Annotated in this window: 6 protein-coding genes and 1 pseudogene; 5 read left to right on the forward strand and 2 right to left on the reverse strand. The window is 75.6% G+C overall.

Going from position 1 to position 14,338, the window contains the following annotated elements; translation table 11 throughout:
* Positions 1–134: 134 nt before the first annotated feature.
* The 3 genes from cbiE (at position 135) to cobA (ending at position 7,170) form a co-directional block, all read left to right on the forward strand.
* Positions 135–1,391, forward strand: a complete 1,257-nt coding sequence (cbiE, locus tag ACWCYO_RS09615) for a precorrin-6y C5,15-methyltransferase (decarboxylating) subunit CbiE (RefSeq protein WP_449783871.1) — start codon at positions 135–137, stop codon at positions 1,389–1,391.
* Between the two features lie 480 nt (positions 1,392–1,871).
* Positions 1,872–5,789, forward strand: a complete 3,918-nt coding sequence (gene cobT / locus ACWCYO_RS09620) for a nicotinate-nucleotide--dimethylbenzimidazole phosphoribosyltransferase (RefSeq protein ID WP_449783872.1) — start codon at positions 1,872–1,874, stop codon at positions 5,787–5,789.
* 133 nt (positions 5,790–5,922) lie between these two features.
* Positions 5,923–7,170 (forward strand): uroporphyrinogen-III C-methyltransferase, encoded by a 1,248-nt coding sequence (gene cobA, locus ACWCYO_RS09625; protein WP_449783873.1) that lies wholly within the window; start codon positions 5,923–5,925, stop codon positions 7,168–7,170.
* 97 nt (positions 7,171–7,267) lie between these two features.
* On the opposite strand, the gene ACWCYO_RS09630 is transcribed toward cobA, so the two are convergent.
* On the reverse strand, positions 7,268–10,009 hold the full coding sequence (locus ACWCYO_RS09630) for a SpoIIE family protein phosphatase (protein ID WP_449783874.1): 2,742 nt from the start codon (positions 10,007–10,009) through the stop codon (positions 7,268–7,270).
* 89 nt (positions 10,010–10,098) lie between these two features.
* Here ACWCYO_RS09630 and ACWCYO_RS09635 point away from each other — a divergent pair, with 89 nt between their 5' ends.
* Positions 10,099–10,905, forward strand: coding sequence for a TrmH family RNA methyltransferase (locus tag ACWCYO_RS09635; RefSeq protein ID WP_270148312.1), 807 nt, complete (start codon positions 10,099–10,101; stop codon positions 10,903–10,905).
* Positions 10,906–12,121: 1,216 nt separating this feature from the next.
* Here ACWCYO_RS09635 and ACWCYO_RS09640 read toward each other — a convergent pair.
* Positions 12,122–13,375 (reverse strand): annotated as a pseudogene (locus ACWCYO_RS09640) (serine/threonine-protein kinase); the annotation flags it as partial.
* Between the two features lie 405 nt (positions 13,376–13,780).
* Between ACWCYO_RS09640 and ACWCYO_RS09645 the strand changes: the two are divergent.
* Entirely contained in the window at positions 13,781–13,984 is a 204-nt protein-coding gene (locus ACWCYO_RS09645) for a hypothetical protein (RefSeq protein WP_270148313.1), read from the forward strand.
* Positions 13,985–14,338: the final 354 nt, after the last annotated feature.

Here is a 14,338-nt window from a genome sequence, read left to right on the forward strand (position 1 = left end):
TAGCCTCTCCACCGGCGCCGCACAGCGGGCGCGACCCGACCGGCGCGACGAGACCGCGCACCCGGTCGTCCACGGGGATCGTGCACCGAGCCGCGCATCGAGTGTCGCATCGAGTCGAGGGAGAACGGCCGCAGATGGCTGACCGGATCACGGTCATCGGGTGGGACGGTACGCCGCTGACCGAGGCCGCCGGTGCGGCCCTCGCCGCGGCGACCCTGGTGGCCGGCGCGCCCTACCAACTGGACGCCCTTCCGGTGCCGGAGGACGCCGAGCGGATCACCCTCGGCAACATCCGGCAGGCCGCCCGCACGATCGCCGAGCACCGCGGCGCCGTCGTCGTCGTCGCCGAGGGCGACCCGGGCTTCTTCGGCGTGGTGCGCACCCTGCGCCGCCCCGAGTACGGCCTCGAACTCGAAGTCCTGCCCGCCGTCTCCTCCGTCGCCAACGCCTTCGCCCGGGCCGGCATGCCCTGGGAGGACGCCCAGGTGGTCAGCGCCCACGGCGGACGGCTGCGCCGCGCGGCCAACATCTGCCGGGCCCACCCCAAGGTCGCGGTGCTCACCGCCCCGGGCGCCGGCCCGAGCGAACTCGCCCTGATGCTGCGCGGGGTGCACCGGACCTTCGTGGTCTGCGAGGCCCTCGGCACTCCGGAGGAGGACGTCACCGTGCTGACCTCCGACCGGATCGCCGACCACGTCTGGCGCGACCCCAACGTGGTGCTGGTGATCGGCGGCGGCGCCCAGGTCGGCGCGGTCGGCGAGGCGGCCGGCTGGCTGGCCGGGCGTCCGGTCGGCTACCCCGGCGCGGAACGCGGCTGGGCGCTCCCCGGTGACGCCTACGCGGGCGCCGGGCGCACGGAGGACGAGCCGGGCGCGTCGGAGGCACTCCCGGCGCACGTGCGCGCCCTGGTGCTGGCCCGTCTGGGTGCACGTCCGGGGGACCTCGTCTGGTCGGTCGGCGCGGGCAGCGGCGCCCTCGCGGTGGAGGCGGCCCGGTTCGGCGCCGCGGTGGTCGCCGTCGAGGCCTCCCGCTCGGCCTGCGCCCGGCTCACCGTCAACGCCCGTCGGTACGGGGTCGAGGTGGAGACCGTGCACGGGCAGGGCCCCGAGGTGCTGGGCGGGCTGCCCGAGCCGGACGCCGCCGTGGTGGAGTCCGGCGGGCCCGACGTGGTGCGGGCGGTGCTGGCCCGCAAGCCGGAGCGGTTCGTCGCGCTGGCCCGGAACTTCGCCGAGGCGGAGGAGGTCCACCGGTCCATCGTCGCCGCCGGCTACCGGGCGGACGGCGCACTGCTGCAGTCCACCCCGCTGCGGGCCGACGAGGAGGGCGGCGCACTGGCGCTCGGGGCGGGCGCGAGCGGCGCGCTGCTGCTCTGGGGTGAGCAGATCGTGTGAAGGCCTCGGGTGCGCGCCGGGGCCGTGGGCGGTCCTGGCGGTGATCCAGGTCGCATCCGGACACCGATTCGAGAGGTCAGCGCGCCGGGCCGGTAGTCTGGCGTCCCAGGCGGCTGCAGCCGTCGGCGACCTGCCCGATTCGGTCGGTTTGTCACCTTTTTGACGTGGTGCAATCCGGTTCCGCTCGGAGTGTGGGCAATTCGACGGGCCGCGTGCCGGACCTGGAGAATGCCGTAGGGTCCGGTGCGGTCGTACCGGTTGCTCCGGGTTGTCGTTGTTTCAGATGGCACCGTCCTCGCGGTCGGTGCCCGGGCCGGGGTGCCGCAGCGCGCCGGAAGGACTTGGGCCGCAGCGCCACGGCGCGGCGGCCGCGTGTGGTTGAGGGGCGGGTCGGTGCAGGTCCGGCCCGTGCGGATGGGCGCTGCGGTCGGTGATCGCGTCGCCAAGGGGCGCGGCAGCGGCCTGGAAGGAGCTTTGACAATGACCGATGGCGGCCACGTCCCGGGCGAGGGACTGCCGGAGCACCTGCACGCCGGGCCCGACCCGCTCGGCGCACCGGAGGGCGTCGCGGGCGTTGCACCCCTGCAGGGCGTCGCGACCGACGGCGGCGTGATCCCCAACCCGGCGGTACCGGCCGGCGTGATGCCCCCCGGCGCGGGCGTGATCCCGCCGCAGGGCCAGCCGAACTTCACCGTCCCCGGCATGCCGCCCCAGGCCGTCCCGGGCGAGGGCTGGGCCGTCGACCAGGGCGCCGCCCGCCCCGCCTTCCACTTCGTCGACCAGCCGGACGGGCTGGACGACGAGGACGACGTCCTGCTGATGCCCGGCCCGCAGGGCTCCTGGGGGGCCGAGCAGGCGCCGTTCGCGGCGCAGCCGGACGGCACCCCGGTCGAGCCGTCCTGGCCGCCGGTGGACCCGCCGGTGCTCGGTGGCGAGCACGCCCAGCAGCAGCCGGTGCAGCCCGCCCCGGCACAGCCGTACGCCCAGCAGCCGATGACGCAGGCTCAGCCGCCGCGCCGCCCGCTGCACGCCGGCCCGCCGATCCCGGACCCGTCGCTGATGACCGGTCAGGTGCCGGTCCGTTCGCTGGCCGACCGGGGCCCGTCGCAGGGCGGCACGCCCGCGCACGGCATCCCGGTCGTCGGCCGCCCGCCGATGGGCGAGGCCGTCGTGCCGGTCCCGGGCGCCGTGCCGCAGGGCGTGCAGCAGGCCGCCCCGATGGCGCCGCCCGCTGCGCCGGTGCCGCCGGTGGCCGCCACGGTCGAGGGCGGGCCCGAGGTGCACCAGGTGCCGCAGGGTCAGGGCTACCAGCAGGTGCCGCTGGCCGGGCAGCCGGTCGAGGGCGTGATGGGCGTCGAGACGGTCGGGGCGATCGAGGTGGTCGAGGTCGTCGAGATGCCGGAGGCGGTCCAGGCCGCCCAGGCCGGGCCGGTCGCCGAGGCCGCGCAGGCCGCCCAGGCCGTCGTGGTCGAGCCGGTCCCGGCGGACGCCGCCGCTCAGCCGGCCGCCGAGGCGGTGGCGGTGGAGAGCGCCGCGGTCGAGACCGTGGTCGTCGAGGCCGTGGCCGCCGGGGAGACGGCCGTGGTCGAGGCCGTCGCCGTCGAGGGCGGTGCGGTCGAGGCCGTCGCCGCGGAAGGCGTCGCGGAGGGCATCGTGCCCGTCGAGCAGCCCGAGGGTGCCGCTCCGGCCGGTCAGCCGCGCCGGATCTCCGCCTTCCTCGCCGCGCCGACCCCGCACGGCCTGCCCACGGTCGAGGCGGCCCAGCAGGCCCCGGTGACCGAGGAGGCCGGGCAGGAGCAGCCCGCCCCCATAGCGGCCGCCGACGTGCCGCAGGCCGCCGAGCAGCCCGTGGCCGTGGAGGCGGTCCAGGAGGTCGAGCAGGCCGAGCAGGCCGAGCAGGTCGAGCAGACCGTCGAGGCCGTGGAGGCCGTGGAGGCCGTGGAGGCCGCCGAGACCGTGGAAGCCGCCCAGGCCGTCGTGGTCGAGCCGGTCGCCGAGACCGCCGCCGGCACCGGTGAGATGCCCTCCGGCCAGGTCGTCGCCGAGCCCGTCGACCAGGAGCCCGCCGTCGCCGAGCCCGCTGCCGTCGAGCCCGCCGTTGCCGAGCCCGTCGCCGTCGAGCCGGTCGCCGAGGGCGAGCAGGCACAGCCGGAGGCCGTACCGGCCGAGCAGTCCGTCGAGGCAGCGGCCGAGCCGGTCGCGGAACAGGCCGTCGAGGCCGTCGCCGAGCAGATCGTCGAGGCCGAGGCCGTACAGTCCGCCGAGGCCGTTGCCCCGGAGGGCGAGCCGCAGCCTGCCGCCGAGCCGGTCGCCGAGACCGCCGAGCAGCCCTCCGAGACCCCGGCCGCCGAGGCGCCCGCCACCGAGGAGCCGCAGGCCGAGGCCGTCGCCGTCGCGCCGGAGGCCGTCCAGGGGGAGACCCCCGCCGCCGAGCAGGCCACCGAGCAGCCGGCCGGGCAGCCCGAGGCCCAGCCCGAGCAGCCCGTCGAGTCCCCGGCCGCCGAGGCGCCCGCCACCGACGGGCCGCAGCCCGAGCAGGCCGCCGACCAGCAGCCCGCCGACCAGCAGTCCGAGCAGCCCGTCGAGTCGTCCGAGGCGCCGGCCGCCGAGGACGAGCAGACGGCCGAGCCCGCCGAGCCCCGCGGCCCGGCCGCCCCCGGCTACGACGAGGCCGGCCGCGACGCCGTCCACCAGGTGATCCGCGAGCGCCGCGACATCCGCAACGGCTTCCGCCCGGACCCGATCCCGCACGAGGTGCTGATCCGCGTCCTGGAGGCCGCCCACACCGCGCCCAGCGTCGGCTACTCGCAGCCCTGGGACTTCGTGGTGATCCGCTCGGCGAAGACCCGCAAGCGGATGCACGCCCTGGCCGAGCGTCAGCGCGAGGCGTACGCGGACTCGCTGCCGAAGGGCCGGGCCAAGCAGTTCCGGGAGATCAAGATCGAGGCCATCCTCGAGACCCCGGTGAACATCGTGGTCACCGCCGACCGCACCCGCGGCGGCCGGCACACCCTGGGCCGGCACACCCAGCCGCAGATGGCCCCGTACTCGGCTGCCCTGGCCGTCGAGAACCTCTGGCTGGCCGCCCGCGCCGAGGGTCTGGGCGTCGGCTGGGTGAGCTTCTTCGACGACGAGGAGCTGGTCCGCGAGCTCGGCCTGCCCGAGCACCTGGAGGTCGTCGCCTACCTGTGCGTCGGCTTCGTCGACTCCTTCCCGGACGAGCCGGAGCTCGAGCAGCAGGGCTGGGCCAAGAAGCGCCCGCTCGCCTGGGTCGTCCACGAGGAGCAGTACGGCAACCGCGCGCTGCCCGGCGAGGAGCCGCAGAGCCTGCTCGCGGACACCCTGCGCGGCATCCGCCCGCTGGACGCCAAGGCGCTCGGCGAGGCCTGGGACCGGCAGAAGCGGATGACCAAGCCGGCCGGCTCGCTCGGCATGCTGGAGATCATCTCCGCCCAGCTCTGCGGCCTGTCCCGCAAGTGCCCGCCGCCGATCCCGGAGCCCGCCTGCGTGGCGATCTTCGCGGCCGACCACGGCGTGCACGCCCAGGGCGTCAGCCCGTGGCCGCAGGAGGTGACCGCCCAGATGGTCGGCAACTTCCTGGCCGGAGGAGCGGTGATCAACTCCTTCGCCAAGCAGATCGGCACCGAGGTCTGCGTGGTGGACGTCGGCGTCGCCGCCGAGCTGCCGCAGGCCGTCCAGCAGGGCCGCGCCACCGGCCTGCTGCCGCGCAAGGTCAAGCCCGGCACCGACGACATGACCCAGGGCCCGGCGATGACCCGCGAGGAGGCCCTCCAGGCCATCGAGGTCGGCATCGAGACCGCCCGCGACCTGGTCGCGGCGGGCAACAAGGCGCTGGTCACCGGCGACATGGGCATCGCCAACACCACCGCCTCGGCCGCCCTGATCTCGGTGTTCACCGGCCTGGACCCGGCCGAGGTCACGGGCCGCGGCACCGGCATCGACGACGAGACCCACGCCCACAAGATCGAGGTCATCCGCGCCGCGCTGGCCCTGCACCAGCCCGACCCGAACGACCCGATCGGCGTCCTCGCCGCCGTCGGCGGCCTGGAGCACGCGGCCATCGCGGGCTTCCTGCTGGGCGCCGCCTCGCTGCGCACCCCGGTGGTGCTGGACGGTGTCATCGCCGGTTCGGCCGCGCTGGTCGCCAAGGCGATCGCCCCCGAGGCGCTGGCCGCCTGCATCGCCGGCCACCGCTCCGCCGAGCCCGGCCACCAGGCCGCGCTGGCGAAGCTGGGCCTGCGTCCGCTGATCGACCTCGACCTGCGGCTCGGCGAGGGCACCGGTGCCCTGCTGGCGCTCCCGCTGGTGCAGAGTGCGGCCCGCGCGATGCACGATGTAGCCACCTTCGACTCCGCCGGGGTCACCGAGAAGGCCTGACGCACCTGCTCACCGCTCCGCGGACCGGCCCGAGGGCGCGCCGGCCCGCGGAGCGGCGTACCGCCACCCGGCCGGCCGGGCGGCGTACCACCGCACCGCCCCACACCCTCACCCCTGATCAGGAGCACCGCCGATGAGCGCGCCCACCCCGCACCCCAGCACCGAGGGCCGTACCCCCTACCCGGTCGGCCTGCTGCTGGCCGGCCGCCGCGTCGTGGTGGTCGGCGGCGGCCAGGTCGCACAGCGGCGGCTGCCGGCCCTGATCGACTCCGGCGCCGACCTGCACCTGATATCCCCGGCCACCACCCCGGCCGTCCAGGCCATGGCCGACGCGGGCGAGCTGACCTGGCACGCCCGCCCCTACCAGGGCGGCGACCTCGCCGGTGCCTGGTACGTGCTGGTCGCCAGCGACGACCCGGCGGTCAACGCGGCGGTCAGCGCCGAGGCCGAGCGCGAGCGGGTGTTCTGCTCCCGCAGCGACGACGCCTCCGCCGCCACCGCCTGGACCCCGGCCAGCGGCCGCGACGCCGGCGCCACCGTCGCCGTCCTCACCGGCGACCCGCGGCACTCCGCCGCCCTGCGCGACGCCATCGTCGGCGGCCTGCGGGACGGCTCGCTGGCCACCCGCTCGTACCGCTCGCACGGCGCCGGCGTCGCCCTGGTCGGCGGCGGCCCCGGCGACCCGGACCTGATCACCGTGCGCGGCCGCCGCCTGCTCGCCGACGCCGACGTGGTGGTCGCCGACCGCCTCGCCCCGCGCGAGCTGCTCGCCGAGCTGCCCGAGCACGTCGAGGTGATCGACGCCTCGAAGATCCCGTACGGCCGTCAGATGGCCCAGGAGGCGATCAACCGGGCGCTGATCGAGCACGCCCAGGCCGGCAAGTTCGTGGTCCGGCTCAAGGGCGGCGACCCGTACGTCTTCGGCCGCGGCGGCGAGGAGCTGCTGGCCTGCGCCGAGGCCGGCATCCCGGTCACCGTGGTGCCCGGCATCTCCAGCTCGATCAGCGTCCCGGAGACGGCCGGCATCCCGGTCACCCACCGCGGGCTGACCCAGGAGTTCACCGTGGTCTCCGGCCACGTCGGCCCGGACGACCCGCGCTCGGTCACCAACTGGCAGGCCGTCGCGGGCATGAGCGGCACCCTGGTGCTGCTGATGGCCGTGGACAAGATCGGCGCGATCGCCGCCAAACTGGTCGAGCACGGCCGTCCCGCCGACACCCCGGTCGCCATCGTCCAGGAGGGCACCACCGCCGCCCAGCGCCGGGTGGATGCCACCCTGGGCACCGTAGCCACCGTGGTCGAGGCCGAGGCCGTCAAGCCCCCGGCGGTGATCGTGGTCGGCGACGTGGTGAACGTGCTGGCCGCCGCCTTCCGGCGCTGAGTGGTTTGCGGAGCGGGAAGTCGGCCGGTCCGACTTCCCCAGGGCGTGTCCGCAAGCTCCCGCCTCCGGGCGAACGACGGGAGCTTGCGGACACGCCCTACTCCAACGGCTGCTCCGTCCAGATGACCTTCCCGGTCGCCGTGTAGCGCGTCCCCCAGCGGTCGGCGAACTGCGCGACCAGGAACAGCCCGCGTCCGCCCTCGTCCTCGGTCGCCGCGTACCGCAGGTGCGGCGAGGTGCTGCTGCCGTCCGACACCTCGCAGATCAGCGCGCGGTCGCGCAGCAGCCGCACCCGGATCGGCCCGGAGCCGTACCGGATCGCGTTGGTCACCAGCTCGCTCAGGATCAGCTCGGTGACGAACACGGCCTCGCCCAGCCCCCAGTCCGCCAGCCGCTCCGCCACCTGCGCCCGTACGGCCCCCACCGCCGCCGGGTCGGCGGGCACGTCCCACTGCGCGACCTGGTCCGGCGTCAGCACCCTGGTCTCCGCGACCAGCAGCGCGATGTCGTCCTGGGGATGCGCCGGCAGCATCGTCACGAGCACGTCCGCGCAGGTCTGCTCCGGCGTGCGCGGCGGCCCGCCGAGCGCCTCCCGCAGCAGCGCCAGCCCCTCGTCGATGTCCCGCTCGCGGTCCTCCACCAGCCCGTCCGTGTACAGCACCAGCCGACTGCCCTCGGCCAGCTCCACCTCGGCCGTCTCGAAGGGCAGGACCGCCAGCCCGAGCGGCGGCCCGGTCGGCACCTCAGGGAACGTCACCCGGCCCTGCGGGTCCACCACGGCCGGCGGCGGATGCCCGGCGCTGGCCAGCGTGCAGCGCCGCGACACCGGGTCGTAGATCGCGTACAGGCAGGTCGCCCCGGTCAGCGTCCCGCTCTCGCCGCCGCCCGCCTCCTCCTGGTCGATCCGGTTCACCAGTTCGTCCAGGTGGCCCAGCAGCTCGTCCGGCGGCAGGTCGAGCGTCGAGAAGTTGTGGATCGCCGTCCGCAGCCGTCCCATCGTCGCCGCCGCGTGCAGCCCGTGGCCGACCACGTCACCGACCACCAGCGCCACCCGCGCACCCGGCAGCGGGATCACGTCGAACCAGTCCCCGCCCACCCCGGCCTGGGCCGGCAGGTAGCGGTGCGCCACCTCCAGCGCGTTCTGCTCCGGCAGGCTGCGCGGCAGCAGGCTGTGCTGCAGGGTCACCGCCATCACGTGCTCGCGGGTGTACCGGCGGGCGTTGTCGATGCACACCGCCGCGTGCGCCACCAACTCCTCGGCCAGCGTCAGGTCCTCCGGCTCGAACGGCTCCGGCCGCTCCGCCCGCCAGAACCGGGCCACCCCCAGGAGCACCCCGCGCGCCCGCAGCGGCACCCGCACCAGCGAGTGCACCCCGTACGCCAGCGCCTGCTCCGCCCCCTCGGGATCCTGGTCCCGCCAGCCCCACGCCTCGGCCAGCCGCGGCTCCAGCCGGGACGCACCGCTGTGCAGCGCCCGGGCCAGCGGGGTGTCGGGCACCACGTCCAGGGCGGTGCCCACCGGGTGGAACGGGCCGCTGCCCCTGGTCCCGGCGAGGGCCGCCCGTCGCATCCGGCCCAGCGAGGTGCCCTGCGGCGGTTCGTCACCGGCCAACACCTGCTCGGCGAGGTCCACCGTGACGAAGTCCGCGAACCGTGGCACCGCGACCTGCGCCAGCTCCTCAGCAGTCCAGGTGACGTCCAGCGTGCTGCCCACCGTCATGCCCGCGTCGTACAGCAGCCGCAGCCGTCGCTGCGCGCCCTCGGCCCGGCCGGTCAGCGCCATCAGCTCGGTGGAGTCGCGCAGCGTGGCGACGCAGCCGGGCGGACCGCCGTCCTGGTCGGTCAGCCGGACGTTCACCGCCAGCAGCCGCTCCCCGGCCAGCATCACCTCGTCGGTCACCGGACGGTCGGCGGTCAGCAGCTCCAGCGGGGCGGGCTCCAGACCCAGCTCGGTCACCGGACGGCCCTCGGCGTCCGGCGGCAGGTTCAGCAGTCGGCGCGCCTCGTCGTTGCAGAGCAGCAGCCGTCCGTCCCCGCCGACGATCATCACGCCCTCGCGCACCGCGTGCAGCACCGCCGCGTGGTGCTCGTACATCCGGGTCATCTCGACCGGGCCCAGCCCGTGGGTCTGCCGCCGCAGCCGACGGCTGATCAGCGCCGTGCCCAGCGTGGCCAGGCCGATCGCCCCCGCGGCCGCGCCCAGGACCACCGGCAGCTGACGCTCGCTCGCGGTGGACACGTTGTTCAGGGTGACCCCCGCCGAGACCAGCCCGACCACCGAGCCGTCCGGTGCGTACACCGGGACCACCGCCTGCACCAGCGGGCCGACCGTGCCGCTGAGGTGCTGGGTCACCACCTGGCCGTGCAGCGCGGGCTCGTACGTGCCGACGAACTTCTGGCCGATCCGGGCCGGGTTGGGGTGGGTGTAGCGGATGCCCTGGTTGTTCAGCACCACGATGAAGTCCACGCCCGAGGCGATCCGCGCCGACTGCGCCTTCGGCTGCAGGATCGCGGTCGGGTCGGGGGAGCGCAGCGCGTCCACCATGCCCGGCGAGTCGGCGAAGGACTGGGCGACCGCCACCGACCGGTTGCGGGCCTCACGGTCGGCGTCGTTGTGCGACTGCACCACGAGCGCAACCGCGGCCCCCGCCACCAGCAGCAGCACGATCAGGATCTGGAGCGCGAACACCTGCCCGGCCAGCGACCGGTGCCGTACCGGTCGCGGCCGTTTCGCGCGTGGCAGCTGTTGCCGACCGTGTGGGCGCCCACCGAAGGAGCCGGCGTCGCCGGTGGCACCAGAGGCCGACGGAGCCCAGGATCGGCCCGGATTTCGGGCCATACGGTCATGTTTACACTCCGGCCAGCCCGGGACCACCCCGTCCCCTGGGCCGTTTGGCCTTCCCCGCCCCCGCTTGGCAAGATCGCAGGGTGTCCGAACCCAGCACCATCACCGACCCGGCCGACCCCCGCCTCGCCGACTACACCGGCCTCACCGACGTCGAACTGCGCCGCCGCCGGGAACCCGCCGAGGGCCTGTTCATCGCCGAGGGCGAGAAGGTCATCCGCCGCGCCCTCTCCGCCGGCTACCGGATGCGGTCGATGCTGCTGACCGCCAAGTGGCTGGACGTGATGTCCGACGTCATCGCCGCCGCCGACGCCCCCGTCCACGTGGTCGAACCCGCACTCGCCGAAGCCGTCACCGGCTACCACGTCCACCGCGGCGCCCTCGCCTCGATGGAACGCAAGCCGCTCCCCGACGCCGCCGACCTGCTCGCCGGAGCCCGCCGGGTCGCCGTCCTGGAAGGCCTGGTCGACCACACCAACCTCGGCGCCATCTTCCGCAGCGCCGCGGCCCTCGGCATGGACGCCGTCCTGCTCTCACCCGACTGCGCCGACCCGCTCTACCGCCGCGCCGTCAAGGTCTCCATGGGCGCCGTCTTCGCGGTCCCCTACGCCCGCCTCGACCCCTGGCCCACCGCCCTCGACACCGTCCGCGACGCCGGCTTCACCCTCCTCGCCCTCACCCCCGCCGACACCGCCGTCGACCTCGCGACCCTCGCCCCCCACACCCTCCCCAAGACCGCCCTCCTCCTCGGCGCCGAAGGCGAGGGCCTGACCCCCCGCGCCATCGCCGCCGCCCACCACCCCGTCCGCATCCCCATGGCCCACGGCATCGACTCCCTCAACGTCGGCGCCGCCGCCGCCGTAGCCTTCTACGCCGTCACCACCCCTTAATCCCCACCTCACCCCGCCCACCGACCTGCCCCCGCCCCTCCGCCCCCGCGCCGTCAGCCCGGCCCCTGCACAGGAAGTCGACCCGCGCGACTTCCTGCGCCAGCCGCTGTCCCGCCCCCGCGCTCAGGCCCGGCCCTCCACCGCCCAACCCACCTCCGCTCCTGCGGCGTCAGCCGGGCCCCTGCACAGGACGTCGGCCCAACTCGACGCCGCCCCCAGGCACCTGGGGCCGGGCCTGCCAGGCCGACCTCGCATCCTGCGGCGTCAGCCCTTCCCGCGACCGCGCGCGTCAGAAGTCGGCCGATCGAGCATCCGTCGGGTTTCCTCCAGCGCTTCTCAACTGTGCGCTCGCCGCTGCTCGACGAGTCCGGCCTCCGGGCCCGCTCGGCTTCCCGAGCAACGCCTGTCGTGCCGGCATCGCAGCGTCCCGACTTCCTGCACTCGCGGCCGACGTCCTCCGTTCCGCGCGGGCGGACGATTCGTACGGGGGAACGCAGTGAGCCACGGACCCACGCGGAGAAGTTGACCCGGTTCAGCCCGTCGGGGCGGTCGGTGGGGCCGGGGCGGCGGCCGGGGGAGCGCCGCCGGAGGCGCCGGCGCCGGGCCAGGACTCGTCGAGGGTGCCGTCGGAGCGCACGGTGTAGCGGGTGGAGGTGACCGCGCCGGTGGCGGCCACGCGTTCCTCGCGGACGACGGCGCTGCCGTCCAGGCGCCAGGCGGCGGTGGCCTGCGGGTCGGCGGTGGAGGTGCGGGAGGCGGTGGCGACCGGGGTGTCCCCGGTGAAGGTGTAGAGCTGGACGAGGTCGACCGGCGCCGACCCCTCCGTTCGCCGCAGCACGATGACCGTGGCCGGCTGGCCCTTGTACCGGGTCGGCAGCACCGCACTCAGCGCGATCTGCGGCCCGTTACCGACCGAGTGCCCGTCCTTCAGTGTGACGGCGGTCCCGCCGGCCCAGTCGGGGTAGCTGCGGTTGGGCCAGTCGACCACGGGCCCCGGCCCCTGCGCGGGCGCCAACGCACTGTCCGCGGTGCCGCGCGCGGCTGCCGGGACCGGGGCCGCCGAGGCCTGCGGTGCGACGTCCGCCGAGGTCCCGGGCACCGCCTGTTCACCGCCGCCCCCGCCGAGGGCCGTCGCGGTCTGCCCGACCACCGGCCGCGCTCCCTGGTTGCTCCGGTTCTCGCAGCCCTGCGCCGCGGCGATGGCCAGCGCGACGCCGATCGTCACGGTGACGAAGACCACCAGCCGTTGCCGCAACAGCCGCTGCCGCGCCGTACCGGGCCGCCCGCCGGGCGCGGGGGTGTGCTGGCGGTCCCGGGGCCGCGGCCGGGCGGGTGGGGGAGTGTGCGGGCGGTCCCGCAGCGGACGGGTGACCGGCGTCGCCTCGGGCCGGGGGGCCGGGGCGCCCTGCGGGCGCCGCGCCGACGCTCCCGGCGCCTGCCCGCCCGGACGACCCGCCGCGGCCCGGGCCCGCGCCGCCGGCGCGGCCGGTTCGGGCGAGCGCCCGGGAGCCGGAACGCCCTGCCGTCCGACGCCGTCCTGGTGCGGCGCCCGCGGAGCACCGGCGGACGGGGCGGGTGCGGCGGGGGCGGCAGAGGCGGCGGCCGGGGCCGGGCCCCGCCGTGCCGCGCGTCCGCCGCCATCGGTCGCGGCCCCGCGTGCCGCCAGCTCGCTGAGCCGCTCGTGCAGCGCGGCCGCGCCGGGCCGCTCGGCGGGCTCCTTGGCCAGGCAGGCCCGGATCAGCGGGGCGAGCTGGGGCGGTACGGCCGACAGGTCGGGCTCCTCGTGGACGACCCGGTAGAGCATCACCTCGGAGGACGCCCCGGATCCGAACGGGGTGTCCCCGGTGAGCGCGTACGCGAGGGTGGCCCCGAAGGCGAAGACGTCCGTGGCCGGGGTGACGGCGGCGCCGCGCACCTGCTCGGGCGCGAGGAAGCCGGGGGAGCCGACCGCGGTGCCGACGTGAGTGAGGGTGCTGGCGCCGCGCGACCACGCGATGCCGAAGTCGATGATCCGCGGCCCGCGCGGCGAGAGCAGGATGTTGGAGGGCTTGAGGTCGCGGTGGACGACCCCGGCCTCGTGCACCTTGACCAGCCCGTCGGCCAGCGCGGCCCCGATCCGGGCGGCCTCCGGCCAGCTGAGCGGCCCCTCGTCGCCGACCTGCTTGTAGAGGGACGGCCCGGGGACGTACGCGGTGGCGAGCCAGGGGCGGTCGGCCTCGATGTCGGAGCCGACGACCCGGGCGGTGCAGCCGCCGCGGATCCGGGAGGCGGCAGCGATCTCGCGGGCGAAGCGGGTGCGGAACTCCTGGTCCTCGGCGAGTTCGGCGCGGATCAGCTTGAGGGCGACGCGCTGTCCCCGGCGGTCGGAGCCGAGGTAGACCACGCCCATGCCGCCGGCCCCGAGTCGCCGGTGCAGGCGGTACGGCCCGACGATGCGGGGGTCCTCACGCCTCAGCCGCATCATCGCCATGTCTCGTTCCCCGTCAGCCCGTGGTGAGGCCCCGTCGGTTGGGGCATCGTCAGTTCCTGTCCGGCACAGCTTACGGACTGCCCGCTGCGGTGTGCTGATACGCAACACCTCAAGCCACCGTGCGATCGTCGGATCGTGCGCTGAGCTGCAGGTCACAGAGATGCCGAATCGTTTCTCGGGGTTGCCCCTCAGGGTTCCCCCGGGGGCCGGGTGAGTCGTCCCTCCCCCTGCGGTAGTACGCCTTGAGTCTGAGCGTCATCCTCCGGGATGCCCGAGGAACAGTACGACGGCATGACGCCCGGACGGCCCCCTGACCAATAGCGTTGTGCTCAGCGGTGGACGGGGAGCTCGTCCCCCGAGGTAAGCCGTTCACCGCGCCAACTCGACCGGATCAGGAGCAAGGCCATGGCAACGCAGCAGACGGGCACCACCACCCGCCGCCGTCGTCCGGCCTTCACCCAGCCCCAGTCCGCCGAGCAGCCGACCCGGCACCCCGCCGTCGCGCTGGCCATGGCCCTGCCGTGCGCCGTGCTCCTGGTGCTGCTGTTCGGCGGGTGGGAGCAGCTGGCGAACCAGGCCGAAGCCCTGGCCGATCTGATCGGCCGCTGAGGCCAGGAGGCCACCAGACCCCAAGGCCACCAGGGTCACGGCCGCAGAAAGAAGAACACCAGAACGGGCACTGATCCCCTGGGGACGGGGAGCAGTGCCGCCGGGGAGACCGCGACCGCGATGACACGCGGACGGGCGAGAGCGGTGCGCAGAGTGCCCCGGCAGGCGGAGACGCCGCGTACGGACGTCGGTGAGGGCGACCGTACGCGGCTCTTCTCTTCTCCGAACTCCGGCGAAACGCCGGAACGAGGAAACGACGAAACGGCCGAGGCCGCGACCCTGACGGATCGCGGCCTCGGCCGTTACTGTGCGCGATACTGGGATTGAACCAGTGACCCCTACCGTGTCAAGGTA

The sequence above is a fragment of the Kitasatospora sp. NPDC001683 genome (assembly GCF_053596495.1).